Origin of the sequence: Streptomyces soli, assembly GCF_003999195.1 — a bacterium.
In the GTDB taxonomy this organism is placed as follows: Bacteria; Actinomycetota; Actinomycetes; order Streptomycetales; family Streptomycetaceae; genus Actinacidiphila; species Actinacidiphila soli.
In genome coordinates this window covers 1-23,834 of the sequence record NZ_RJVR01000202.1, presented here as the reverse complement: position 1 = coordinate 23,834, position 23,834 = coordinate 1, and the positions used below count along the sequence as shown (strand labels likewise).

Genomic DNA, 23,834 nt, shown 5'->3' with positions numbered 1-23,834 from the left:
GATCCAGCGGCAGTTCGTGCGAGACGACGAAGCTCGGCTTGGCCCGACCGGCGATGATCAGGTCGCGCAGCTGGCGGTTGTACAGCTTCACGTTGCACACGCCCAGGCCAGTTCGAGCGCGGACCCCTGGACGGTCACCGTCGACGGCCAGCCCCAGGAGTACCCCTCCCTGTACCGGCTCACCTGGCCCGAACGCGTCCGGATGCTCGCCCTGACCGTCCACCGCGCCGAGCGCTGACCGCCCAGGAGAACCCCGAGCCCAGCCACTCGCGATCACCACCACGACCGGCGCACCGGTCGAGGCCCGCCCCAACACCCTCGCCGCGCTGGTCCGGCTCGGCCTGGCCGAGGCCCGCACCGAGCGCAGCGCCACCAGCCCCAGCCGTTGCCCGCCACTCCTCACCCAGGCAGGCCGCACCGTCCGCAACAACATCCGCACCGCCGACAACGCCGAGCGCGAGCAGCAAGGCGACGGCTCCCTGCGCACTCGAGCACCCTGTCGCCCTCCTGCGCGGCCCAGGAGGGCGACACCGAGACCCAGCAACCCGAACCCCACCACGGCCCGCACACGGGCCCATCCCAGCCCGGGACGGCCGGCCAGGAGTAGCAGCGCCCCGCCGGCCCGCCCGCCAGGCCACCAACAGCAGGACCCCCACCATGCCCAACTTCACCGCCCACGCCACCCGCCAGGCCGTCAGCTTCGCACTGCTCAACCCCACCGCCGAGCGCGTCACGACGTACACCGACACCTGCTGATCCGACTCGGACCATCCAGGGCGAGCGAAGCGCATCGCGGCAGCGACGCCGAAGGCGCCCACAGGCACCGGAGTCACCTCCACCGTCGACGGCCACACGATCGCGGTCGGCGCCCCGGCCCGCCTGCTGCATGGCGCCGACGACGCAGCCTCGGCCCGCGCCGCCGTGGTGGCGGGTGAGCTGGAGAACAGCGGCCGCACCGCCGTCCTCGTCCAGCGCGACGGCACCCCGGTCGGCGTGCTCGGCATCGCCGACCGCCTGCGCCCCGACGCCGCCACCACCGTCGCCTCCCTCACCACCCTGACCGGCACCACGCCGATGCTGCTGACCGGCGACAACCCGCGCGCCGCCACCCGCCTCGCCGAAGAGGTCGGCATCAGCGACGTTCGCGCCGGACTGCTGCCCCAGGACAAGGTCACCGCCGTCCAGGAGCAGGAGAAGGCAGGGCGCAAGGTGCTGGTCATCGGCGACGGCGTCAACGACGCCCCCGCCCTAGCCGCCGCCCACACCGGCATCGCCATGGGCCGCGCCGGCTCCGACCTCGCCCTGGAAACCACCGACGCCGTCATCGTCCGCGACGAACTCGCCACCGTCCCCAAGATTGTGGCCCTGTCCCGTGCGGCCCGCCGCCTGGTGGTCCAGAACCTGGTCATCGCCGCAGTGTTCATCACCGGCCTGGTCATCTGGGACCTGGCCGGCAACCTGCCCCTGCCACTGGGCGTGCTGGGCCACGAAGGCTCCACCGTCATCGTCGGCCTCAACGGCCTGCGCCTGCTGCGCGACGCCGGGCCGCCCCGGGGGCGGCCCGGCCCACCGTCACCGTCTGCCGCGGCTGCTGCTGCGGCACCCCAGCTCACCGACATGCGCACCGTACTGGCCGGGGTGGCGATGGTGCGACGTACCGACTGCCTGGACGCCTGCGAACGCGCCAACGTCATCGTCATCCAGCCCTCCGCCGAAGGACGCCAGGCCGGCGGCCCACCTGTCTGGCTAGGCGCCGTCAACGACCCCGACGCCGCCACCGACATCACCACTTGGGTGAAGAACGGCGGCCCGGGACTGGGCGACCCGCCCGACATCCTCGACCTTTACGCCTTCACCCCCTCGCGCCGCGTCCGGCACGAGCTCGACGACTGATCACCTCCCACCATCGCCCGACACGGGCGGGTGGGCGGTTATTCAGAGCGACTCGCCACCTGGCCGCAGCTGTTCGAGAACGGGATGTCGCAGAAACACTCAGCATGGTCAATCCATGGGTGTGCAGTGGTGGTCTGGTCAGCTGCTCGCGGTGCTGTCGCCGCCGGCTCCCGAGGCAGGTGGCGTGGGGCCCGAAGCGCCGGAGGGCGTGTTCCACGATGCCGGGCTGGTTGACGGTGAAGGTGTAGAGCAACCCGCGCCGACCGGCAGGCCTAACAGGTCGCACGCATCCGTGGCTGCACAGCTTCGGCGAGCACTATTGGTGATTGGTTGCATACAGTGAGTGCATGACGGTGTGGTGGTTCCGGGGTTCCCGGCCGCGATATGCGGCGGTCGTGGGCATGGCCTTGGCGCTGTCCGTCTTGCTACATCTGGGCGCGGGGTCCCACGACAGCGTCGGGGCCGAGACGCGGCACGTGCACGCCCTCGGGCTTGTGACCCCTGCGTCGGTGGCGCCCACAGAGCCGTCGGGGCTGTCGGAGGTTGACGCCTTCCGTCCGGCGTCTGGGGGTTCGTACGAGGTCGGGCATCCGGGTCACCCGCCCCGCAAGCCTTCGCACCCCCAACCGGTGGTTCCGGTACTCGAGACCATCTCCCTCGCACCGCTCCGGGCGAACGCGACGTTCCTTGCCCCGTGCGCGGGTCCAGCGAACCCGGTCACCCACAGCATCCTGCGCTGCTGAGCCGCGCCCCGCGACCGGCCTCACCTCGCCGGCGCGGTCACGCCCCGCTCACCTCACCCCTTCGTGCCGCAGGAGTGTTCCCTCATGCCCATCGACCCCGTCGCTGCCCTCGGCGCCTACCTTCGCGCCCAGCCCCGCCCTCTGCCCCGATCCCACAACGCCCCGGCGCCCTGCGCGACGGGTCGGCAGGACAGGCCGGCAGAACCGGAACAGGTCCCCTCGGCCTCGCAGGGCCCGACAGAAGAGGACTGACAGGTTCCGGTCGCGGCTGCGGTGAGATTCAGTCACCGCAGCCGCTGCGGGAACCATCCACAGGCGCCCCCGCGTACGCAGGACGAGATCGCCGTCTGTTGCTGTGCCTTGAGGGAGGAGGATGACGGTGCCGCTGCCGCAATGGGCCATCGCGCGGACGCGCCTCGCGCCGGTCCTCGCCCTGGTACTGCTGGTGCTCGCCCACCTGCTCTTGGTGCCGCATACCGCGGGTACCGGGCTGGTGCGGGAATCAGCGCCCGCCTTCCTGGCGGTGGCTGCCGACGGCGACGGCGAGAACGGCGCTGTGTGGGGCTCCTCGCACCTCTTCCTTCCCGACCACGACGACCATCCGCCGCGCAAGGACCCCCGCCCCGACGTCGTCGCAGCAGCCGGCGTCGCTGCCCAGCTTCCACCCGTTGCCGCGCCCGCGACCATCCCTGACATGGCCGCTCCCGCGTGTTCCCCGGGCACCCCTACGATCCTGCGCTGCTGAGTCGGCCCGCTCCTCCACGTTCCCGATTACTCCGTGACGATCCGTGCCCCCGGGTGCACGCCTGCGCCCGGGGCACTGGAGGTACGCACCATGCAGGCATTGATTCGCCACGCCCGTTCCTTCCACCAACACGCCGCCGAGCGCCCTGAGGAGTTCACCCGCCTGGCGGACGGGCAGCGGCCGCAGGCCCTGTTCATCACGTGTTCCGACTCGCGCGTCGTCCCCTCGCTGATCACCGGCGCCCGGCCTGGAGAACTGTTCGAGTTGCGCACTGCAGGGCAGGCCGTACCCCGGTATCGCGCCGTCAGGCCGAGCGGCGAGGCCGCGACCATCGAATACGCGGTCCAGGTCCTTGGCGTCCGTGACATCGTCGTCGGCCACTCGTACTGTGGCGCCGTCCGTGCCCGTATCGACGGCGCCCCGCTGGGCCACGCCCCGGCCGTCCGCGACTGGCTGCGCCAAGCCGTCCAGCCCGGGCTTCCCGATCGCGGCGACCCGGACCTGGCCGAGGCCGTCCAACGGCACGTCCTGACCCAGATGGACCGGCTGCGTGAATACCCCTGTATCCGCGACCGGACCGGGCCCGACGACGTGCGGCTGCACGGCTGGTTCTACGACCTGCCCACCGGCCGGGTGCTGGCTCACCAGCAGCGCCCCGACTCCTTCCTCCCGCTGTGAGCGCCCGCCCCCGGCCCACCGGGCCGACCCGCCGCGCAGCCCACCCGACGGCTCCGGACCGGACAAGGCCCACGGCCGCCATCAGGGACGTCATGCGCCGTGACGTGCCCGCCTCCGTCGTGGTCTTCCTCGTCGCCCTGCCGCTGTGCGTGGGCGTGGCCGTCGCCTCCGGTGTGCCGGCCGAACTCGGCCTGATCACCGGCATCGTCGGCGGCTTGGTCGCCGGCTCGTTGCCCGGTAGCAGCCTCCAGGTCAGTGGACCGGCCGCCGGCCTGACCGTCCTGGTCTACGAGGCCGTGGATGCCTACGGCCTCGCCGTCCTCGGTGTCATCGTCCTGACCGCCGGGCTGACACAACTCGCACTCGGCGCCATGAAGCTGGGGCGCTGGTTCCGGGCCATCTCGGTCGCCGTGGTGGAGGGGATGCTCGCCGGGATCGGGCTGGTCATCATCGGCGGGCAGCTGTACACCATGGCCGGTGTCAAGGCCCCGGCGAGCGGGCTCGGCAAGGTCTCCGGTCTACCTGGCCTCGCCGCCGAACTCGCCTCCTCGGCTGCGGCGTTGTCCGCGTTCGCCATCGGTGTAGGCAGCATCGCGGTGATGGTGCTGTGGGCCCGGATGCCGACCAGGGCACGGATGGTGCCGGGCGCGTTGGTCGCTGTCGCCCTGGCTACTACCGTCACAGCGCTGTCCGGGATGCCAGTGGCCAAGGTCCAGGTGAAGGGTCTGCTCGGGGCGATCCAGCCCCCGGGACCGGCCGAGGTCGGGCGGCTCGTGGAGGCCGGGGTTCTCGGCACCGTGCTCGCGTTCGTGCTGATCGCCTCGGCGGAGAGCCTGTTCAGCGCTGCGGCGGTGGACCGGCTGCACGACGGCCCCCGGACCGACTACGACAAGGAGCTCATGGCCCAGGGCGCCGGCAACACGCTGTGCGGGCTGCTGGGGGCGCTGCCCATGACCGCGGTCATCGTACGCAGCGCCGCGAACGTCCAGGCCGGCGCCAAGACCAAGACATCCCGGGTGCTGCACGGCGTGTGGCTGCTGCTGTTCGCCGCGCTGCTGCCCGCCGTGCTCGGCGTCATCCCCGTCGCGGCACTCGCGGGAGTCCTGGTCCATGCCGGTTTCAAGCTGCTCCCCGTCAAGAGGCTGGTCTCGCTGTGGCACGAGCGCCGGGGCGAGGCGGTCATCCTGGCGGCCACCGCGTCGGCGATCGTGGCTGTCAACATGTTCGAGGGCGTCCTGATCGGCCTCGGTCTCGCGGTCGTCAAGACGGCCTGGGAGACCTCGCACATCCAGGTGGAGGTCTTCGACCGCGGCCACGGCCCGGTCCGCGTCACGCTCACCGGCAACGCCACCTTCCTGCGTCTGCCGAAAATGCTCGACACCCTGGAGGCCCTGCCAATAGACCGACCCATCGAAGTGGACCTGCTCGGGCTGCGCCACCTGGACCACGCCTGCGGCACCGCGCTGACCGCGTGGGCGGAGCGGCACAACACCCAACCAGTACGGCTCATCCACGCCGACTGAGACCCTGCCGGACCAGGGGTACGCCGGGATCGCCCCGGCGTACCCCTCGTCCTGCGGCCGGACATGAGAGTTTGAGGTTCGCCGGGAGGCGACCCACTACCCAGCGCGTCCGCGGCGATTACCGCTGCGCCATCACGGCTCGTTGAAGAGGGAGGGCGCCCCAGCGGCGCCCGGCTTCGAGCGACACGACCGCACGGTTGCAAGGCGGGACCGCCGAGGCGGACCTGAAACCGCCGGAGCCGGCGCACCCCGTCATGGGCCCGGCGAGGCTGGCTACTCGTTCGCCGGTGGCCCGCGGCGCCGATTCCGCCATACGTGTTCGGCGAGCAGAAAGGCCAGCATGGCAACGACGGCGAGGAGGGCGATCGTGGAGGCGGAGGACAGAGCGGCCGACACGCCACCATCGTGGGCGCCGGGCTCGGAAGGAACGACAGGGACGGGTGGGCGGATGCGGTCGAGTCGAGGTGGGTGAGGGAGGCTGGGCAGGCCGAGCCTGCCCAGCACACCGGTAGAAGGTGCGAAGGCACAGCGGACACTCCGAAGGCGTCGGTAACGGTGGCGCCGCGACTGGGCAACGCGGAGGTTGGGTGGTCGCGGCAGTGCGGGCTGCCTATGGACCGCAGCGATGGACGTGGTGCAGAAGCGTCGCCGGAGCCTTCAGTGCGGGTGGGAACGCCGCGCGAAGATCCCGGGGTTGGGATGTGGTCGGCTGGTCGGGGCATGCGCAGCCCGATGGCGTTCAGCAGGCGCGCGACCCACACGTGGACGCGTTCGGCGGCGGCGTGGGCCAGGCGGGTGGGCAGCGCGCACGCGTTGTGGAAGGCGTAAGCGAGCGCTAAGCCAGCAACGGCGCTCAGGACGGCCATCGCCACGGTGTTGTGGTGCCAGTCTGGCAGGAGTTGCAGGTGGCCGTGGCGGTGCGGGTGAGCGGCGGTGGCGTGGATGCCCGCAGGGCCCAGCCAGGCCGACAGGAACGCATAGCTCGCGGCACGCACGGCGTCGCCAGGCACGAAGCGGGCGGTGAGGGAGGCCCTTCCACTCCCCCCAAGCCCTCGCCGCCGGCCTCGTTGATCACGGCCCCGTCGCCCTGTGGGAGCGCCTCGCCCGCACCGACCGCCGCATGGCCGGCTACCGCCCCGGCCACCAGCTGGACACCGGACAGCTCACCGCCCGGTTCGTCATCCCCAGCGAAAACGTATTCGGCTGGTCCGCCGAGTCCGGCGTTGGCGACTCCGTGAGGGGTGCGGGTGTCGAACTCGGCGACTTCCCCGGCGGCGAGGACGAGGTCGTGTTCGCCGAGCGCCAGCCACAGCCGTCCGGACAGCACGCACAGCCGTACTCACCGGCCGCATGGTGGGCCGGCCCGCCACCACCTCACCGAGGCAGGCCGCGCGCAACGACATCCGGACCGCCGAGAACACCGACCCAGCCATCCCCACAGAACTCACCGCATAGCCTGAAATGGATCACCGAGTGGCCGTCGATACACCACTCCAGCGGACACTGACCCCGTCTCACTCCTATGCCCGCTTGGGAGCGACGGGGGGCAGTGGTCCGCCGATGCTGGGACTGGCAGAGGTGCGGTGCGCTGCTCATCGAAGAGCCGGAGTGCGCAGCGAGGATGTGGTGCCAGCCCCTCGCGCGGTTTGTTCGGCCGGGCGGGGGTCTCACGGGAACAGCGCCGCCGCACTGCCGGTGAGCCACCGGAGCCAGCCAAGCCCCTGCAGCGAGAGGGAGAACTGTTCCTATGCAGACAAACGGTGCGCGGTCGAGCCGAATACGCCCCGAGCGGATACGGATGCGGATACGGAAGAGGGCGGCGCTGGCTGGTGGCGCCATCGCAGTAGCCACCGCACTGGTGTCCGCGGCTGCTTTGGGCCTCGCCGACAGCGACACCGCCCGGTCCGTCGGCCACGGCGCGGCTGCGGGCGGTGGACCGCCGCCCGCATCCCCCGGAGCGACGGGCGGTGGACCAGCCACGCCCGCAGCCCGCGGAGCCGACAAGAACCTCTTCCCCTTCGGCCCGCCCACCGGGAACGGCGACTTCCAGGTCCCCGCCCCGCCCGAGGCGCCGACGCTGGTGCCCACCATCGGCACCAAGACCACGCAGCGGCTCTACGGCACCGACGCCTTTCAGAAGGCGGTGTCGGTCACCCAGCACGTGTGGCCTGCCGCGATCCCGGCGAACGCCCCCGGGGAGACCGACAACGTCCCCGACCGGCCGTGGGGCGTGACCTTGGTGACCCCCGACGACCCGCTGACCGCCATCACCGCCATCCCGCTCATCCACTTCCCGGACGACGCGCCCATCCTCTACGTCACCAAGACCGGCATCCCCCAGGTCACCCTCAACGAGCTCAAGCGGCTGGGTGACACAGGCATCGTCCGCAACCGCAACATCGACGCGTTCCTGGTGGGCGCAGCGGCGAATCGCGGTGTCCGGGCGCAGCTGAAGGCCATCGGCATGACCTTCCAGAGCGTCACCGCGCCGAGCATCCCCGGGCTCGCCAACGCCGTCGACAAGGTGTTCGGCGGCATCCAGAACCCGGACACCGGCGTCCCGCAGATGGGCACCAGCGCCAGCAGTACGGGCAACGGGATGATGGTCGTGATGATCGGGCCCATGGACGGGAAGGACTGGCAGTACGCCCTGCCCGCCACCCACTTCTCCTCCCACATGCCCGCCGCACTGCAGTGGGTCCACAAGGACAGCATCCCTGACGAGACCGTCGCCGCGCTCCAGCGCCGCCAGGGCCACGCTCAGATCTACCTGATGGGCGGACCTGAGCAGATTTCCCCGCAGGTGGCCAAGAAGCTGACCGCGTACGGTTCCGTGTCGCGCATCGACAACGACGACGCCGTCGCGTTCAACACCCGGCCGAAGAACACCGTGACGAGCAGCGCTCTTGCGTTCGCCAAGATGTGGGACCCGGCTGGCGAGATGGGCTGGGGCATCAGGGGGCCGGGACACGGCTTCACACTCGTCAGGCGGGACGACTGGCAGGGCGCGGTGGCCTCGGCGCCGCTGTCCCACCTCGGCTTCCACTCCCCGCTGATCCTGACCGACCGCGCGGACAAGCTCCCCCCAGCGGTCGACGCCTACTTCAAGCAGGTGGCACCCACTTACCTTAAAACACCCGCTGAGGGGCCCTACAACATGACGTACGTCATCGGTGACTGGAAGAACATCACCTGGCCGCTGCAGGCACACGTCGACTACATCTCGGAGATGAGCAACCGGCAGATCTGGAACAACGCCAACGGCAGCCGCTACAGCGACTCCGGACAGCCCTGACCGGCGCCTACCGGCCGACCCAACCTGCCGCGGTCGCACCGCCCATGGCCCTACCCCACCATCCGGTGTCTTCCCCAACGGCCGGCGACGGCCGGTTGCACGACGCCCGCCACACGGCCGCTACGGTCCTGATGATCCTCGACATCTCGGGCACCGCCGTGGACAAGGTGACGGGCTGGGAGCCCGGGGAGCGATGCCCCGCCGGTCGAGGCGACCTGGAACGGCTCGGCAGGGGGTATGGGGGTGAAGAACGGCCGCCAGGCCGCCAGGAAGGCCCGTCAGATCGAGCAGCGGCGCACGGAGGACCTACCCGTGGAAGTCGCCGGCCGAGCGCTGTCGCAGCAGGGTATGGAGGCGCTGGCGGAACTCCACCCGTCCCGGTCCCCGAGCCGGCCCGTGGAGTGGCAGCGCTGCTTCTACCTTGCCCGCGACCATCTGTGGAACCCCGGGAGCAGGCGCGGCTCCGTCACCGAAGAGGTCCCGCTCGGCCAGCCCGCGCTGGCACTCGCCGCCAAGGCTCTTCGGGCGGGTCCGGGCGGGTCCGGGCGGCCGGGCTCGACGTCCATCTCCCTGACGCTCCCGACTTCGGCGACCGGCTGCTCGCCCTCGCCGCCCAGGCCGCCGTCATCGACCCCGAATCCGCGCGGCCGAGGGCACGGCCTGGCCCGCCAGGGATATGTTGGCCGGGCCTGCCTGGGGGTACAAATAGGACATGAGTGCAATGGAACAGGTCCACCTGGCCGTCCCGCACGATTACCTAGTGGGGATAGCGCCACTGGTGGTGGGAATTTTCCTCGTCGGGATTCTGATCGGCGCCGTATCGCTGGGTCTGTGGGCCCGGTCCAAGGAGCCGCCTCCGGAGCAGAGGCCGCAGCCCCGCGCCGGGGCGTGGCAGAAGCTGGATGAGCAAGGGCGGGAAATTCCGGCTGACCATGGTCCGGGGCACCAGGACGGGGAGCGGCACTCGCTGACCGAGGACCGCGAGGTCGATGAGTGGGAGCCGATGCCGGACGGCTCGCGGCGGCTGCCGCACTCGATGAAGGGCTTCGGCAACTGGGGTTCGCACTCGCGGCCAACGTAGGACGCGAAACCCATCGAGGTACCTCACGCGAGGCCGAGGCGGTGGCCCTGCAGGACAAGCGTCGTCGCCGGGCCGATCATGCGGGCCCGGGGCCGCAGAGACCCCACCTTGCGCAGCGCCTGGATAGTGGGCGCCCAACGGCGGCCGTGGTTCCAGCCGTGTTCAGCGAGTGAAGTACAGCCATGCCCAGGGCCGCCACGACGAGGACGGCGAAAGGGGAAAGCCACCACATGGAACCAGGTCGCTGTCGCGGGCAGGGTCACGGCAACCATGTCCATGCCGTTCAGCGATGCCGCGCCACCGGCATTCGTCCGGCGCAGATGTTGCCTCGGCGTTGTCACGTTGTTGGGTGTGTGGGTGTCTGATGGCGTGACAGGGCCCGGGGGGCCGGCCTGTGCTCAGGCTGCGGTGGGCTGGCTGGTGACGCCGGTGATCGGGTCCCAGATGGCGAAGCCAGTGGTCATTTCGGCGCGGTGTTGGGTGGCGGTCATCAGGTGGCGGTGGGGGCGGAAGTGGGGTGAGATGCCGCTGAACGCGGACAGGAACCGCTGGGCCGCGCCGACGGAGCGGAAGCCCTTCATCGCGCGTTCACGCTGCCCGGTGGGCTGGTGGCTGTTCTCGGCCCGGTTGTTCAGTCCCTTGTGGGAGCGGTGCTCCACGGAGGGCGTGACCTCGCGGTAAGCGGCGCCGTAGGAGCGGAGCTTGTCGGTGACGATCACTCGCGGCACCGCCCGGGTCTTCTTCATCAGCCTGCGGAAGAAGCGCCTGGCCGCGGCCTTGTCCCGGCGGCTCTGCACGAGGAATTCGAGTACGTTGCCGTCCTGGTCGACAGCCCGCCACAGGTACTTCAGCTCTCCGTTGACCTTGATGAAGACCTCGTCCAGATGCCATGTGTCGCCGGGCCGGGGCCGCGGCGGCGCAGTCCGTCGGCGTAGGCCTGCCCGAACTTCAGACACCACCGCCGCACCGTCTCATACGAGACGATCACGCCGCGCTGGAGCATCAGCTCCTCCACCTCGCGGAACGACAGAGGGAAGCGGAAGTACAGCCACACGCAGTGAGAGATCACCTCGACCGGGTACCGGTGACCCCTGTACGACAGCGACATGCCCTCCACGGACGATCCCCCTCCACCACGATCAACCCGAAGATCGTCCCACCCTGTCAGCCAATGTGACAGTGCCCGAGAAGGGCCTGCGAGAGATGATTCGGCACGGAAAGCCCATCACCTCCCGCGGCCTCGCCCAGACCGCCGATGTCTCTCTCGACTTCCTCTACCGGTGCACCGAGATCCGCCGGCGCGTCGAACAACCCCGGTCCCAGCAGCAAAACCACCCGCCCCGGCCGGTCGCGGAATCGCCCGACGGCTCGCCCAGCAGTGTCGTGCGCACCCTCACGGCCCAGCTCGCCGACCTCAAGCAACGTCACCGCGACGAGGTCCACGCCTTGCGGAAAGCGCTCGAAGCCGCCCAGAGCGAGAACCTCGAACTGCGACGACGCCTGGGCCCCCGGCACACCGTCGAACTGAGGGCCTCCTGACCAGCGCGATTCCGGCTCTCTAAACGCCGGCCAGCTCGGCGTTGGCCCGGGCTGTGATGACGGTCAGTAGGCGGCCCGCGGTGGCCAGGTCGTCGGCGGAGAAGTCGCAGTACAGCCGAGCGGTGATCTCGCTGATGGCGGTGCGGATTTCGCGGTTCAGCGCCTGGCCCGTATCCGTGAGCCGGAGACCGGACTCGTCACCGGGCACGGTCTCCATCAGTTCCGAGCCGGTCAGCTCGGCGATCGCCGCCAGCGCCGTCGAATCGTCGATCTTCAAGGTGTCGGTCATCCGCGCGATCAGCTGGTCGCGGTAGATGGCAGCACCGCTGTCGGCGGTGGCGTTGAGCGCCACCGACTGATGGAACGTGGTGCCGGTACGGGCCAGCAGGAGCTCCAGGACAGCCCGGGTGGCGTAGTGGGCCTGGCCGATGACCTGGCCGTTGACAGTCGGGGTGGTGGACATGGCTACTCCTTGGTCGGGGAATCGGGTGGTGCGTCGAGAAGGGCTGCGAGTTCGCGGGAGAACGCCTCGGTTCGCTGGCCGTCCAGGCCGCCCAAGGGCTCCAGGAGCTGGTCGAGGAGCTTATGGACGACCGCGATCGCGCGGCGGGTGGCCTCGCGTCCGTGGGCGGTGAGCGACAGCTGGACCGCTCGCGTGTCGGCCGGGTCCCGGACGCGCTCGATGAGACCGGCCGCCTCCAGGGCGCGGGCCAGCTTCGAGACGTAGAGCGGTTCGAGGCCGGTGTGGTCGGCGAGTTGGCGCTGGCTGGGCCGCAGCCCGGACCGCTCCATGTCGAGCAGCGACCCCAGCAGTGAGTACTGCGCATGGGTCAGGCCCAGCGGCCCGACGGCCCGGTCGACGGCTACCCGCCACTTCATCGACAGGCGCCAAACCAGGAAGCCGGGCGTCGAACCCGCGGATGCTGCACTCATGGCAGATACAGTACATAGGTATTGAGTACATAGCTACTATTTTCGAACGACGCTCTTGCAGACGCGACCGCAACCGATCCACCTGCACAAACGGCGCTCTTTCATCTGATTGCCCCGGATACGCTCTGGAACACCCTCGATATCGACGCCGCGGTACGGGAGTTGGAGGCCGCCGGGCTCACGATCTCCCCGGAGATCCCCTCCCGCCTCTCCCCCCTAGTGCATGAGCACATCAATTTCCACGGGAGATATCCGATCGTCCGCTCGCACGGTGACGGGGCCCTACGGCCGCTGCGTGACGCGAACGCCGGGGAAGAGTAGAGCTTTGTGCAATGGCGCCCGCATCGGCTTCCGATGCGGGCGCCGCCATTGCGGGGGTTGCTGTCATCGGCGCAGGACATTGAAGCGTTCCGCCGATCGCGTCGAGCGCGGCGTCGACCCCTTGCGGTGCGATCTTGCGCACACGTTCAACGAGTCCGGGTCCGTAGGTAACCGGGATCGCGCCGAGGGAGCGCAGGTAGTCGTGGTTGCGCTCACTCGCCGTGCCGATGACGGTGGCGGCCCCACAGCCTGGCGATCTGTACCGCCATTGTGCCGACCCCGCCCGCGGCAGCGTGCACGAGCAGCGTGTCGCCGTCCTTCACACTGCCGAGCTGTGTTAGCGCGGTGTACGCGGTCTGGCCGACGGTCGCGACTCCCCCGGCGACGTCCCAGCCCATCGACGCCGGTTTCGCGGCGGCGTCCGCGGCCTCGATGACGACCCAGTCCGCGTAGCACTGGCCGGTGGCCGAGCCGAGCACCTCGTCGCCGACCGCGATGCCTTCGACCCCGTCCCCGAGCTGGTCGACGACGCCCGCGTACTCGTTGCCCAGGCGCAGGGGGAACTGGGCCTGCGTGATGGCGGAGAAGTATCCGCCGCGCTGCTTGACATCGACTACGCCCGCACCCGCGGCTACGACGCCGGCACTATCGGATGGCTGCTCGCACCACAAGGACTGGGAACCCTGCTGGCGATCACGTTCGCCGGCGTGCTGGCCGACCGCTACGGATCGCGCCCACTGGTGCTGTGGGGCACGGCCGTCACCGCTCTCGGAACCGTGCTCTTCACCCAGCTCTCCGCCGCACCGGATGACATCCTGCTCAGCGTCTCATTGCTCGTACGAGGTCTCGGCCTCGGATTCGTCGGGGTGGCCATCACCGCCGGGGCATACCGCGACATCTCGGCGACAGCCATCGCCAGAGCGACCGGCATGATCAGCGTCGTCCAACGGCTCGGCGCGTCGTTCGGCACCGCCGTGATCGCCGTCATCCTGGCTGCCCAGCTCCCGAATACGTCGACGTCGCCCGGAACCGGGCACGTCGCGAGCGGCTACGGCAACACCTTCTGATGGATGCTGACCTTCACGCTCATCAGCTTCATCCCCGCCGCCATCCTCCCGAGACTCCGGTTCAAGCGCCCGCCTCTGAGCCTCAGTGGTACGGCACAGCGCGCCGATACGGATCCAACACCCGAGCGCGGACCGCTGGTCTGACGCAGCTCACACGAAATCACGGCGAAGCATCAAGCGGTGCCTGGGCTCGCTCAAGAATCGACCGGTTTCGGGACGGGTGGCGGACAGACCGCCTGACAGAAGGTGGCCCCGCCCGCGACGGCGGGCGGGGCCACCTCTGCCAAGCCTGCGGTCAAGCCGCTGGGGCGGGGGGCGTCATTCGACCGGGGTGAGGCCGGTGGGCCCCAGAAGGTAGGCGGCGTGGTCGTGGTCGGTGGTGGTGATCAACTGGAGGACGGATGCGCCGACTTGGTCGGGGGTGAGTGCCGGGCCTCGTCGGGCCAGGAAGGTCTCGAGGTCCACGCCGTCCCGGGCGGCGTAGGCGGCGGCTCCGCCGAGTCCCAGTTCTGTGGCCGGGGTCAGTTGGGGGAGCAGGGAGACGAAGCGTATGCCGAGCCCGCCGCGCTCGGACTCGTCGGCGGCATACGAGGCCAGGAATCTGATGGTGGCCTTGGCCCCGGCATAACCGCCGCTGAGTGGGGAGCCGCGAAGTGCCGCGCCGCTGGACAGTGTGACCACCGTGCTGCCGGGGGCGAGGGGGAGCGACAGGGCCTGGCGCGTCCAGTGGAACGCCTGCCGGACGTCGACCTGCCAGTTTCGGCTGAAGGTCTCCCAGGTGTGCTGCTGGAGAGGTACCGAGAGCGGGGCCGCTCCCGCGTTGAGTACCAGGATGCGGGGCCGGTGCTGGGCCAGGAGCCGTTCGGCGGTGGCGGGTTCGGCCGCGTCGGCGACGATGGGGGTGAAGGAGTCGCCGAGTTCGGCTTCGACCTTCTCCAGTTGGGCGTGGTCGCGGGCGACTCCGACGACGTGCGCGCCGGCGGTGGCGAGCGCGGTGGCGATGGCGCGGCCGAAGCCGCGGCTGGCACCGGTCACCAGTGCGGTGTGGTTCATGTCGATCACTTCGGCTCCCTGGCCGCCACCAGGTCCGGGGCGGCGATCGTGGTGGCGGCTTCCGTACGCGGACGACCCGGTGCGAGGAGCCCGGCGACAATGCCTGCGGCGGCCAGTGCCGCCGAGACGTACAGGGCCGGTTTGAAACCGTCGATGAACGAGGATGGCGAGGCGTAGCTTCCGTTGCCGGCGAACACTGCGGCAACGATGGCGATGCCGAAGACGCCGCCGACCTCACGGAGCGCGTTGTTGGCGCCCGCGGCCACACCCGTGTCGGCCGCCGGTACCGAGGCGACCACGGCGCCCGCGACCGTGGGGAAGCACATCGCGATGCCGATCCCGGCGACGATCAGGCCACCGACCAGGTCTCCGTACGCCGCGCCCGGCTCGGTGACGGCCGCGACCCAGGCGAGACCGGCCGCCTGGAGGGTCAGCCCGAGGACCATGAAGGGGCGGTTACCGAACCGGTCGGCGAGTACACCGGCGATCGGCGCCACCAGCATCGGCATACCGGTCCAGGGCAGGATGCGCAGGCCCGCCTCCAGGGGGGAGTCGCCCAGTCCGGTCTGGAACAGCTGGGTGATCAGGAACAGCGCGCCGAGCAGCGACAGGAATTGGCAGAAGACCACGCCGTTGGCGGTGGAGAACCCGCGTCGGCGGAAGTAGGACAGTGGCAGCATCGGGTGCGGCGCCCGCCGCTCCCAGGCCACGAAGGCGGCCGTGAACAGCGCGCCGGCAATGAGCCAGGCGACGACTTCGACGCTCCCCCAGCCGGTCACCGGGGCCCGCACCGGGGCCCAGGTCAGGGCGAACAGCCCGGCGGCGATCAGGCCGAGCCCCGCGAGGTCCAGCTGGGGCCGCGGCCCGCGGCTCTCCCGGAGCCGGAGTGCGGACAGCGGGATGAGGACCAGCCCGACGGGCACGTTGATCCAGAAGATCCACTGCCAGGAGATGCCCTCGATGATCGCGCCGCCCAGGAGCGGGCCGGCCGCCACCCCGAGACCCGAGAGACCGCCCCACATCCCGATCGCCGCGCCGCGCTTGCCGGCGGGGAAGGCGTCGCTGATCAACGTCAGGGTCAGGGGCAGCACCGTGGCGGCGCCGGCGCCTTGGACCACGCGCGCCACGATGAGCGCCTCGGCGCTGGACGACAGGGCTGCGGCCGCCGATGCCGCGGTGAAGACGCTCAGCCCGATGACGTACATGCGGCGGCGGCCGAACCGGTCCCCAGCGCGGACCCGGTGAGGATGAGGCAGGCCAGTGCCAGGTTGTAGGCGTTGATCGTCCATTCGAGATCCGACAGGCTCGCGCCGAGGTCGGACCGCAGTGCCGGCAGGGCGGTCGCGACGACCACCACGTCGAGGGAGGTGAGGAACACCCCCAACGAGGCCAGTACCAGTGTCCACCCCCGACGGGAAGACCTCTCGATCACTTCGGTTGCCATGTGGGCACCTCCAAGAAAAACATTCAACCACTTGGTGGAACGTACGCGATCGACTAATATTTAGCAACATGGTTGAACGTTCGCCCTCGGTCCTCGACCTGACGTATGCGGCACTCGCCGACCCGACCCGGCGCGACATCCTTCAGCGGCTCCGGCGCGCCGAGGCCCGCGTCACCGACATCGCCCGGCCGCTGCCGATGTCGCTGAACGCGGTGTCCAAGCACATCGCGGTACTCGAACGCGCGGGCCTGGTCCAGCGGGAGATCCGCGGGCGGGACCATTTCCTGCGAGCCGAGCCGGCGCGGCTCACCGAGGCGGAGCGGTGGATCGCCGAGTACACGGGCTTCTGGGAACGCCGCGCCGACGCCCTGGCCGCACACCTCGAGACCTATCCGGAGAACCCCGCGGCCGAGGGGCAGGCATGAGCGACGTCGTCCGGGTCACCCGCACCCTCAAGGCCTCACCGCAAGCCGTCTACGACGCCTGGACCAACGCGGACCGACTTCAGCAGTGGCTCTGTCCCGACCCCGGGATCGTCGCCGAGGCCGTCTGCGACCCGGTGGTCGGCGGGCGCTACCGGATCGTTAAGATCTTCGAAGCCGGGGCGGACGAGGTCACCGGCGAATACCTGGTCGTCGAACCGCCCCACCGCCTCGTCTTCACCTGGACCGCGGGCAGCACCGACGGCCAGGCCACCCAGGTCACCGTCACCCTCCATCCCGACGGCGACGCCACCGAGATGACCATCACCCACGAGCGACTCCCCAGCCGCGGCATCCGGAACGGTGCCGCCACCGCCTGGGCCGACATCACCGACAAACTCGACCGCTACCTCGCCGACCTCCGCTGAGAGCCACCCGGAGCAATCCTCAGGGTGAGGCGGACCTGAGCGAGGGCGTGGAAGCGATCTGGCCCCACACCCGGGCGGATGCCGGGCCGGCTCCGCGCACCCAAGAAGCGGCTCCGGCCGGACGACAGCGTTCGTGTCTGGTTCGCCTGGACGGCGGGTGGGGCTCCGCTCGGCGACCGCATCGACCAGCTCGCCATGACGGACGGGTACGACGCGGCGGACTGGCCCGTGGCCCGCCCGGGTTGCCCCTGGCGACGTGCCGCCACGGGGCAACCCGCCCTTCGGGACCCACGGCGCACCAGCGGTACGCCGAGTGGAGCGAGGCCAGGATGCGGGCCGAGCTCCACCGGACGCCCCGCCGCCTCCGTCCCCCCGGCCGGCCCCCAGCACCGCGAGCACAAACCCCACCGAACAGCGCGTCGGCGAACGGGCGGCCGAGCATGCCGCCGCAGATCCTCGCGGCGGCGATCACGCTGCAGGCCCTGCAAAGCCTGTCGGACTTCGAGACGGTCCAGGAACTACGGGGCGACCTGCGGTGGAAGGCCGCTTGCGGGCTGGGCCTGCACGACATGGCCTTCGACCCGTAGCTTCTGACCCTCCTTCCCCGCCACCTGGCCCGTTCCACCCCCCCGACCGGGTATTCGAGACCGTGCGCAAGGTCGTGAAGGCCACCTGCGTGCTGAAGGGCAAGCACCGCCGCACGCTGGGACGCTGTATTGCGTGCCGATGTTGACCATCCGCACCGTCACCGGACGCCCCGCGCGGACGTTCGGCGCATTCGTACAGGCCAACTGAGGCGCCTTCACGGTGAGACGCGCTTCGGACGCGGGCGCCTCTCTTCCCTTCGCAAGCAGGCGGTTCGTACGCTCGCCGGTCCTCACTCGGACCGCAGTACATCCAGCGCGGCGTCGACGCCGCCCGGGTCGATGTCCAGGCCGGCCAACTGGAGTCCCATCTGGACGCCGGCGAGGGTGCCCGCCAGGGTCAGGTCGTTGAAGTGGCCGAGGTGGCCGATCCGGAAGATGCGGCCGGTGAACTTGCCGAGACCGGCGCCCAGGGACATGTCGAACCGCTCCAGGATGATCTGCCGGATCTTGTCGGCGTCCTGGTCCTGGGGCACCAGCACGGCGGTAACCGAGCCGGAGTGCTCACGCTCGTCTAGGCACATCACCTCCAGGCCCCAGCCGCGCACTGCGGCCCGGGCGGCCCTGGCGTGGCGAGCGTGGCGGGCGAAGACCGCCGGCAGGCCCTCGGCGTCGAGCATCCGCAGCGCTTCCCGCAGCCCGTAGAGCAGGTTGGTGGCCGGGGTATAGGGGAAGGAACCGCGCTGGTTCGCCTCGATGATCGGCTTCCAGTCCCAGTAGGACCTGGGCAGGCCCGCGGTGCGGGACGCCTCCAGCGCCTTGTCACTGATGGCGTTGAAGCCGAGCCCGGGCGGCAGCATCAGCCCCTTCTGCGACCCGGCCACCGTTACGTCCACGCCCCACTCGTCGTGCCGGTAGTCGGCCGAGCCGAGCGAGGAGATGGCGTCGACGAGCAGCAGCGCGGAGTGCCCCGTGGTGTCGATCGCCTGCCTGATCTCCGGAAGGCGGCTGGTCACGCCGGTCGACGTCTCGTTGTGGACCACGCACACCGCTTTGATTGACCGGGCGGTATCGGCTGCAAGCTTCTCCGCGACCAGCCCGGGATCGACACCGTGCCGCCCGTCGCCCGGCACGAAGTCGACCTGCAGTCCGAGGCTGCGTGCCATCTCCTGCCACAGTGTCGCGAATTGTCCCGTCTCGAAGCACAGCACTCGGTCACCGGGGCTCAGGGTGTTCACCAGGGCGGCTTCCCAGGCCCCTGTGCCGGATGAGGGATAGATCATGACCGGCCCGGCGGTGCCGAACACCGGCTTGATCGCATCCAGCAGTTGGTGGGTGAGCTCGGCGAAGTCCGGGCCACGGTGATCGATCGTGGGACTCGATATGGCGCGAAGTACCTGGTCAGGCACGTTTGTCGGACCGGGGATCTGCAGGAAGTGCCGACCGCTCGCCTGTGACATGATGCTCCTTTCATGGCCTACCGCCAGATTTATCCATACAACAGAATTTTTATACTGATGCATGAAGTATTAGGACATACTAGGCACTAGCTTCCGCAACATGGAATCCCTGTTTCGTCATACGAGATCGCCCCTATGGGGCCCCGGGCGCCCACCGCGTACCCGGACGACTTGACGAAGCGCGCCACCCATAGACCCCGAGGCTCCACAATCACCGCCGACCGAAGGAATCGAGGCTCATCCGTGTACCGCCAAGTCGTGGATCCGCTGGGTTCCCCCGCCCTCACAGCACTCGCTGCGGCCCTGCCGCTCCTTCTCCTGCTGGTTCTGCTCGGCGTCGTTCGCATGAAGTCGCACGTGGCCGGCGTCGTCGGCCTGGTCGCTGCCGTCCTGCTCGCCGTCGCGGTCTACCGAATGCCGCTCGGCCAGGCTGTCAGCGGCGCGGCCGAGGGGGCGGCGTTCGGTGTGTTCCCCATTGTGTGGATCATCCTCAACGCGGTATGGGTGAACAAACTGCAGCGCTCCTCGGGGCACTTCGACATCGTCGGGCGGGCTTTCTCGTCCCTGTCGAGCGACCGCAGGGTCCAAGCCCTCCTCATCGCCTACTGTTTCGGCTCCATGATCGAGTCGCTGTCCGGGTTCGGAACCCCGATCGCCATCACCTCCATCATGCTGATCAGCCTGGGATTCAAGCCGCTCAAGGCGGCCGCGGTCGCCACCTTCGCCAACACCGCACCGGCGGCCTTCGGCTCGGTCGGCAATCCCATCCAGGCGCTGGCCAAGGTCACCGCGTACCCCCAGGCCGACCTCGCCTCCACGGTCGGCCGCCAGTCGGCGGTAATTGGGTTCCTGGTGCCGTTCGCCCTCCTGCTGATGCTCGACGGCCGCCGGGGACTGCGGGAGACATGGCCGGCCGCGCTGGCCGCCGGCGTGGGGTTCGGCGTCGGCCAGTACCTGTGCTCGAACTTCTTCGCCTACCAACTCAGCGACCTCGCGGGGGGCGTCATTGCCACCGCCACAGTCATCGCGCTGCTGCGGTTCTGGTCGCCGGGACGCCACCTCAACCTCGACGGCATACACCTGCGCCCGGCCGCGGCAGTAACCCTGGCCGGGGACGCCCCGCTCGCGTTCCTGGCCGACGCGCCGCGGTCGCTGCCCGTCACCGCGGCTCACAAGCAGCCGGTCGGTGCGGGCGGCCCCTCGAACGATTCGTCGGGCGGCCGGCGGAGCGGGAAAGCGGACCACGACCCGGTCACCGCGACAGCCGCCCCGGTCGAGCGCGACTCCCGTTCTGAGGTCCTGAAGGCATTCGCCCCGTACGCTCTGCTCACCGTGCTGTTCGGGCTGGCTTCTGTCCCTGGACCGACCCAGCGGTTCCTAAGCGCTCAGGACATCTCCTTCGCCTGGCCGGGGCTGCACGTGGTCACTGGTCAGGGCAAGCCACTCAGTATCGGCACCTTCGACTTCGGATGGCTCAGCGCGCCGGGTACGATGCTGCTGTTCACCGGCGTGCTGACCGCGCTCATCCTGCGGGTCCCCGCCGGGCGGGCGCTGCGATGTTACGCGCAGGCGTTCCTCCAGATCCGCTGGGCGATCGTGACCATCAGTTGCGTGCTCGCACTGTCGTACGTGATGAACCTGTCCGGCATGGCCATCTCGCTCGGAACCTGGCTGGCCGGCCTCGGCAGCGCCTTCGCGCTGCTGTCCGGATTCCTCGGCTGGTTCGGTGTCGCCCTGACCGGCTCCGACACCTCCTCCAACACACTGTTCGGAGCCATGCAGGTCGCCGCCGCCCACCGCGTGGGGATCTCCCCGCTGCTGATGTCCGCGACCAACAGCACCGGCGGGGTGCAGGGCAAGGCGGCAGCCATGCAGAACCTGGCCATCGGCACCAGCGCGGTGGGGATGTCCGGCCGCGAGGGCGACATCCTGCGCAAAGTCCTCCCTTGGAGCCTGGTCCTGCTGGCTGTGTTCTGCGTGTTCGCCTGGCTGCAGTCCACCTCGGTGCTGTCCTGGATGGTGCCGTGAGGTGACGTCCCGTCGGCGCCCAGGCCGAGGACTACCAGTGGACAGAAAAGCGGCCGTCGCGCCTGAGCAGCATGGTGACCGGCTGCGCAGCCTGCCGTTCGAGGCCGTCCAGGGCAGTACGCGGGGGCCAGTGCGCCATTCGCACCGACCCGGCGTGTATGCAGGTGAACGGGCCTGGACGACACCCAGCAGCCCGCCAACAGACTTGGAAAGCGTGCGCGTCGTCGCTCCCCGAGGCACCTCGGCGACTCCGCCATTGAGACTCTGCCGACCCGGGCGCCTCACCTGCCGTAGCGCGACGAGCCGAGAGTCACCTATTGACCGACGAGGCTGCCCTAAACTTGTCGCCCGAATTATATCGAACCTCCTTCTCGTCCGACGTTTCGGACTGCTGGACGTACACCTGGATCCACCACCACACTCGGCCCTGAGCGAGCGTCAGCCCAAGCCAGCCACTCCGCCCGCAGAGGCTGGAAGGACCGCCCCACACTCCACAGCCCTCGATAACGTGTCCCTTCGACGCTGGCCCAGGAGTGCTGCCGATGAACGATCCAGTCACGCAAGACCCGGCAGGCAACGACGCCGGCCTGGACAAAGTCATGGCCGCCTGCACTGACAAGCTGCCACCACCCACCGCTTGGTCCGCTTTTCCCGGCTACCCGGGCAGTCTCGCGCTCGCGGTCATCGACGCCATCTGGTCCGTCGGTATCCGCTACACCACCACCGAAGGCGTCGTCGCGCGGTACACCGCGTACCGAAGGATGACCGGCGACGACGCAGCACACGACACGGTGACCGACCTCCTCCGCTCATACGCATCGCTCGGCGGGGCCGAGGGGTTCATTGACCGCATCGGGACACGCCACCGGGTCTCCACCCAGCCCGGCGCCGCACTCAAGGGCGCAGCGGTCCAGCAGGCGGCGACAGCTCTGCGCGACCTTGGCATCGACACGGCCGAGCAGTTCCGCACGGCCCAGGACACCGAACGCGGAGCTCTGGCCGCAACCGCGTGTCACCACCGCCCCCGTCACCACCACACCGGCCAAGATCCGGTGCATCCGGGTTAACCCCACAACGTCCTCGCCGCTTGCTCCACCACTCCAGACCCTCCTCCATCACCGGTGACACACCGTACGCTCACACTCTCACGCCGCTACGACAAGTGGCTGCACGAAGGACTCACAGCACTGGTCGCTGTGGCCTTCCGGGATAGTTGACACATGGACGCGACAGCTCGGCGCGCTGCCTGCAGGCGCTGCTGGGCGCCGACGTCAGCGCGCTCCCCGCACTCAGGGGACGGACCGTCTCCGGCACGTTACCCATCGGTGACTACCGCTCTACCAGGTGGACGCGAATGCGCGTATCCGTCAGTGGGTCGGATTCCCTTCCAACGACCTTGTACCGGAACACGGGGCCCGGGCCACGATGGTGTCCGCAACCGGATCAGGGAAGACCTACACAGCCGCCGCGGCCGCGCTGAACCTGTTCCGGGACGGCCGGATCCTGGTCATGGTCCCCACCCTCGACCTGCTCGTACAGACCGCCCAAGCCTGGCGCACCATCGGCCACCGCTTCCCCATGGTCGCGGTGTGCTCACTGGACAACGACGCCGTCCTGGAGCAGTTGGGCGTGCGCACGACCACGAACCCGATCCAGCTGGCGCTGTGGGCCGGCAGCGGGCCGGTCATCGTGTTCGCCACGTACGCATCGCTGGTCGACCGGGACGACCCCGAGGACCCCACAGGGCAGGGACGCGTCCGCGGGCCCCTGGAAGCCGCCCTGGCCGGCGGCGAGCGCCTGTGCGGGCAGCGAATGGACCCCTTCGACCTCGCTGTCATTGACGAAGCCCACACAACCGCCGGCGACCTCGGCCGGCCCTGGGCCGCCATCCACGACCAGAACCGCATCCCGGCGGCTTTCCGGCTCTACCTCACCGCCACCCCCCGTATCCTCGCCACACCCCGACCGCCCCGCGGCAAGCACGGCCAAGAGCTGGAAATCGCCTCCATGACCAGCGACGCGGACGGCACCTACGGAGAATGGATCTACGAACTCGGGCTGTCAGAGAGCATCGAGCGCGGAATTTTGGCGGGCTTCGAGATCGACGTCCTGGAGATCCAGGACCCCGACCTGTTCCTAGGACTCTGGGAAGAGGCACTGCGGGGCCGACGCCTCGCCCTCCTGCAAACCGCGCTCCTGGAACACGCCGCCGCCCACAACCTCCACACCGTCATGACCTTCCACCACCGCGTCGAAGAAGCCGCCGCCTTCGCAGCCAGGCTCCCGGAGACGGCCGCCGACCTGTACGCAGCCGAAGTCACGGACCAGGCCCTGGAAGACGCGGCCGAACTGCCGGCATCCTCGATCGACGCCGAGTTCTACGAACTCGAACCCCACCGCCACGTCCCGCCGGACCGGGTATGGGCACAATGGCTCCGCGGCGACCACCTCGTCAGCGAGCGCCGCGAGGTACTCCACCAGTTCGCAGGCGGCATCGACGCGTCCCGGCCCCGCGCGCACGGTGACCGACGAGCAGGTCGAGGACGTGATCGTGCGGACCTTGGAGACGACGCCCAAGGGCGCCACGCACTGGTCCA

22 protein-coding genes and 4 pseudogenes are annotated in these 23,834 nt (G+C 69.8%); 16 read left to right on the top strand and 10 right to left on the bottom strand.

All coding sequences use genetic code 11. The features are described from left to right. The 5 genes and pseudogenes from EFK10_RS53315 to EFK10_RS19260 all read left to right on the top strand — a co-directional run. On the top strand, nucleotides 1–238 hold a 238-nt coding region (locus EFK10_RS53315; RefSeq protein WP_206305508.1), incomplete at its 5' end, for a hypothetical protein. Nucleotides 239–819: 581 nt separating this feature from the next. Continuing rightward, nucleotides 820–1,542: pseudogene (locus EFK10_RS19275) on the top strand (HAD-IC family P-type ATPase); the annotation flags it as partial. A 1,467-nt stretch (nucleotides 1,543–3,009) separates the two neighbouring features. Next, a complete protein-coding gene (locus tag EFK10_RS19270) occupies nucleotides 3,010–3,381 on the top strand; it encodes a hypothetical protein (protein WP_127356927.1) in 372 nt (123 codons plus the stop codon). Nucleotides 3,382–3,471: 90 nt separating this feature from the next. Then, entirely contained in the window at nucleotides 3,472–4,059 is a 588-nt protein-coding gene (locus EFK10_RS19265) for a carbonic anhydrase (RefSeq protein WP_127356926.1), read from the top strand. 92 nt (nucleotides 4,060–4,151) lie between these two features. Next, nucleotides 4,152–5,582: a SulP family inorganic anion transporter gene (locus tag EFK10_RS19260; RefSeq protein WP_127356925.1), complete on the top strand. Its 1,431-nt coding sequence runs from the start codon at nucleotides 4,152–4,154 to the stop codon at nucleotides 5,580–5,582. A gap of 273 nt (nucleotides 5,583–5,855) precedes the next feature. Here EFK10_RS19260 and EFK10_RS52125 read toward each other — a convergent pair whose 3' ends face one another. After that, nucleotides 5,856–5,978: a hypothetical protein gene (locus tag EFK10_RS52125; RefSeq protein ID WP_265737527.1), complete on the bottom strand. Its 123-nt coding sequence runs from the start codon at nucleotides 5,976–5,978 to the stop codon at nucleotides 5,856–5,858. Between the two features lie 796 nt (nucleotides 5,979–6,774). Then, a pseudogene (locus EFK10_RS19255) lies at nucleotides 6,775–6,915 on the bottom strand (cupin domain-containing protein); the annotation flags it as partial. Between the two features lie 414 nt (nucleotides 6,916–7,329). Between EFK10_RS19255 and EFK10_RS19245 the strand changes: the two are divergent. After that, the gene (locus tag EFK10_RS19245; protein WP_164836057.1) at nucleotides 7,330–8,877 is read left to right on the top strand and encodes a hypothetical protein; all 1,548 of its coding nucleotides are present in this window, start codon (nucleotides 7,330–7,332) and stop codon (nucleotides 8,875–8,877) included. A gap of 712 nt (nucleotides 8,878–9,589) precedes the next feature. Continuing rightward, nucleotides 9,590–9,958, top strand: a complete 369-nt coding sequence (locus EFK10_RS19235) for a DUF6479 family protein (RefSeq protein WP_127356921.1) — start codon at nucleotides 9,590–9,592, stop codon at nucleotides 9,956–9,958. Between the two features lie 398 nt (nucleotides 9,959–10,356). Here the strand turns inward: EFK10_RS19235 and EFK10_RS19230 are convergent. Further along, nucleotides 10,357–11,066 (bottom strand): annotated as a pseudogene (locus EFK10_RS19230) (IS6 family transposase). A 65-nt stretch (nucleotides 11,067–11,131) separates the two neighbouring features. Between EFK10_RS19230 and EFK10_RS19225 the strand changes: the two are divergent. Next, complete coding sequence (locus EFK10_RS19225) at nucleotides 11,132–11,497, top strand: DUF6262 family protein (protein WP_127356920.1); 366 nt, start codon at nucleotides 11,132–11,134, stop codon at nucleotides 11,495–11,497. A gap of 19 nt (nucleotides 11,498–11,516) precedes the next feature. Here EFK10_RS19225 and EFK10_RS19220 read toward each other — a convergent pair whose 3' ends face one another. Beyond that, entirely contained in the window at nucleotides 11,517–11,960 is a 444-nt protein-coding gene (locus EFK10_RS19220; protein ID WP_127356919.1) for a hypothetical protein, read from the bottom strand. 2 nt (nucleotides 11,961–11,962) lie between these two features. Further along, a complete protein-coding gene (locus EFK10_RS19215; RefSeq protein WP_127356918.1) occupies nucleotides 11,963–12,430 on the bottom strand; it encodes a MarR family winged helix-turn-helix transcriptional regulator in 468 nt (155 codons plus the stop codon). Between the two features lie 105 nt (nucleotides 12,431–12,535). Between EFK10_RS19215 and EFK10_RS53310 the strand changes: the two genes are divergently transcribed. Then, nucleotides 12,536–12,751 (top strand): Tn3 family transposase, encoded by a 216-nt coding sequence (locus EFK10_RS53310; RefSeq protein ID WP_127356929.1) that lies wholly within the window; start codon nucleotides 12,536–12,538, stop codon nucleotides 12,749–12,751. 212 nt (nucleotides 12,752–12,963) lie between these two features. Here the strand turns inward: EFK10_RS53310 and EFK10_RS50435 are convergent, their stop codons facing one another. Continuing rightward, a complete protein-coding gene (locus EFK10_RS50435; protein ID WP_240677318.1) occupies nucleotides 12,964–13,422 on the bottom strand; it encodes an alcohol dehydrogenase catalytic domain-containing protein in 459 nt (152 codons plus the stop codon). Here EFK10_RS50435 and EFK10_RS19200 point away from each other — a divergent pair. Next, complete coding sequence (locus EFK10_RS19200; protein WP_127356917.1) at nucleotides 13,315–13,818, top strand: MFS transporter; 504 nt, start codon at nucleotides 13,315–13,317, stop codon at nucleotides 13,816–13,818. The genes EFK10_RS50435 and EFK10_RS19200 overlap by 108 nt on opposite strands. A gap of 318 nt (nucleotides 13,819–14,136) precedes the next feature. On the opposite strand, the gene EFK10_RS19195 is transcribed toward EFK10_RS19200, so the two are convergent. The 3 genes from EFK10_RS19195 to EFK10_RS52685 are packed head-to-tail and all read right to left on the bottom strand — an operon-like array spanning nucleotide 14,137 to nucleotide 16,315. Then, nucleotides 14,137–14,871 carry an SDR family oxidoreductase gene (locus EFK10_RS19195; protein ID WP_127356928.1) on the bottom strand — a complete coding sequence of 245 codons (735 nt, stop codon included), beginning with the start codon at nucleotides 14,869–14,871 and terminating at the stop codon, nucleotides 14,137–14,139. A 5-nt stretch (nucleotides 14,872–14,876) separates the two neighbouring features. After that, nucleotides 14,877–16,076, bottom strand: a complete 1,200-nt coding sequence (locus EFK10_RS19190; RefSeq protein ID WP_322973360.1) for an MFS transporter — start codon at nucleotides 16,074–16,076, stop codon at nucleotides 14,877–14,879. Beyond that, complete coding sequence (locus tag EFK10_RS52685) at nucleotides 16,058–16,315, bottom strand: hypothetical protein (RefSeq protein WP_322973359.1); 258 nt, start codon at nucleotides 16,313–16,315, stop codon at nucleotides 16,058–16,060. Before EFK10_RS52685 ends, EFK10_RS19190 begins: the two co-directional genes overlap by 19 nt. A 68-nt stretch (nucleotides 16,316–16,383) precedes the next feature. Here EFK10_RS52685 and EFK10_RS19185 point away from each other — a divergent pair, with 68 nt between their 5' ends. The 3 genes from EFK10_RS19185 to EFK10_RS50430 all read left to right on the top strand — a co-directional run bounded on the left by EFK10_RS19185 (nucleotide 16,384) and on the right by EFK10_RS50430 (nucleotide 17,752). Continuing rightward, nucleotides 16,384–16,740: an ArsR/SmtB family transcription factor gene (locus EFK10_RS19185; protein ID WP_127356916.1), complete on the top strand. Its 357-nt coding sequence runs from the start codon at nucleotides 16,384–16,386 to the stop codon at nucleotides 16,738–16,740. Continuing rightward, on the top strand, nucleotides 16,737–17,165 hold the full coding sequence (locus EFK10_RS19180; protein ID WP_127356915.1) for an SRPBCC family protein: 429 nt from the start codon (nucleotides 16,737–16,739) through the stop codon (nucleotides 17,163–17,165). Before EFK10_RS19185 ends, EFK10_RS19180 begins: the two co-directional genes overlap by 4 nt. Nucleotides 17,166–17,605: 440 nt before the next feature. Then, complete coding sequence (locus EFK10_RS50430; RefSeq protein WP_240677317.1) at nucleotides 17,606–17,752, top strand: transposase; 147 nt, start codon at nucleotides 17,606–17,608, stop codon at nucleotides 17,750–17,752. A 290-nt stretch (nucleotides 17,753–18,042) separates the two neighbouring features. Here EFK10_RS50430 and EFK10_RS19170 read toward each other — a convergent pair whose 3' ends face one another. Further along, nucleotides 18,043–19,209, bottom strand: coding sequence for a pyridoxal-phosphate-dependent aminotransferase family protein (locus EFK10_RS19170; protein WP_127356914.1), 1,167 nt, complete (start codon nucleotides 19,207–19,209; stop codon nucleotides 18,043–18,045). Nucleotides 19,210–19,467: 258 nt separating this feature from the next. On the opposite strand from EFK10_RS19170, the gene EFK10_RS19165 reads away from it, so the two are divergent. The 3 genes and pseudogenes from EFK10_RS19165 to EFK10_RS19155 all read left to right on the top strand — a co-directional run. Then, the gene (locus EFK10_RS19165) at nucleotides 19,468–21,237 is read left to right on the top strand and encodes an L-lactate permease (protein ID WP_240677316.1); all 1,770 of its coding nucleotides are present in this window, start codon (nucleotides 19,468–19,470) and stop codon (nucleotides 21,235–21,237) included. A gap of 542 nt (nucleotides 21,238–21,779) precedes the next feature. After that, nucleotides 21,780–22,304: a heme peroxidase gene (locus EFK10_RS19160; protein ID WP_127356912.1), complete on the top strand. Its 525-nt coding sequence runs from the start codon at nucleotides 21,780–21,782 to the stop codon at nucleotides 22,302–22,304. A 277-nt stretch (nucleotides 22,305–22,581) separates the two neighbouring features. Further along, nucleotides 22,582–23,757: pseudogene (locus tag EFK10_RS19155) on the top strand (DEAD/DEAH box helicase family protein); the annotation flags it as partial. Between the last annotated feature and the right edge of the window lie 77 nt (nucleotides 23,758–23,834).

Bases quoted from the DNA above. Each gene is read 5' to 3' on its own strand.
- EFK10_RS19270 (WP_127356927.1), top strand. From the start codon at position 3,010: ATGACGGTGCCGCTGCCGCAATGGGCCATCGCGCGGACGCGCCTCGCG.
- EFK10_RS19265 (WP_127356926.1), top strand. From the start codon at position 3,472: ATGCAGGCATTGATTCGCCACGCCCGTTCCTTCCACCAACACGCCGCC.
- EFK10_RS19260 (WP_127356925.1), top strand. From the start codon at position 4,152: ATGCGCCGTGACGTGCCCGCCTCCGTCGTGGTCTTCCTCGTCGCCCTG.
- EFK10_RS19245 (WP_164836057.1), top strand. From the start codon at position 7,330: ATGCAGACAAACGGTGCGCGGTCGAGCCGAATACGCCCCGAGCGGATA.
- EFK10_RS19235 (WP_127356921.1), top strand. From the start codon at position 9,590: ATGAGTGCAATGGAACAGGTCCACCTGGCCGTCCCGCACGATTACCTA.
- EFK10_RS19220 (WP_127356919.1), bottom strand. From the start codon at position 11,960: ATGTCCACCACCCCGACTGTCAACGGCCAGGTCATCGGCCAGGCCCAC.
- EFK10_RS19215 (WP_127356918.1), bottom strand. From the start codon at position 12,430: ATGAGTGCAGCATCCGCGGGTTCGACGCCCGGCTTCCTGGTTTGGCGC.
- EFK10_RS19195 (WP_127356928.1), bottom strand. From the start codon at position 14,871: ATGAACCACACCGCACTGGTGACCGGTGCCAGCCGCGGCTTCGGCCGC.
- EFK10_RS19190 (WP_322973360.1), bottom strand. From the start codon at position 16,076: ATGTACGTCATCGGGCTGAGCGTCTTCACCGCGGCATCGGCGGCCGCA.
- EFK10_RS52685 (WP_322973359.1), bottom strand. From the start codon at position 16,315: ATGGCAACCGAAGTGATCGAGAGGTCTTCCCGTCGGGGGTGGACACTG.
- EFK10_RS19185 (WP_127356916.1), top strand. From the start codon at position 16,384: ATGGTTGAACGTTCGCCCTCGGTCCTCGACCTGACGTATGCGGCACTC.
- EFK10_RS19180 (WP_127356915.1), top strand. From the start codon at position 16,737: ATGAGCGACGTCGTCCGGGTCACCCGCACCCTCAAGGCCTCACCGCAA.
- EFK10_RS50430 (WP_240677317.1), top strand. From the start codon at position 17,606: ATGCCGCCGCAGATCCTCGCGGCGGCGATCACGCTGCAGGCCCTGCAA.
- EFK10_RS19170 (WP_127356914.1), bottom strand. From the start codon at position 19,209: ATGTCACAGGCGAGCGGTCGGCACTTCCTGCAGATCCCCGGTCCGACA.
- EFK10_RS19160 (WP_127356912.1), top strand. From the start codon at position 21,780: ATGAACGATCCAGTCACGCAAGACCCGGCAGGCAACGACGCCGGCCTG.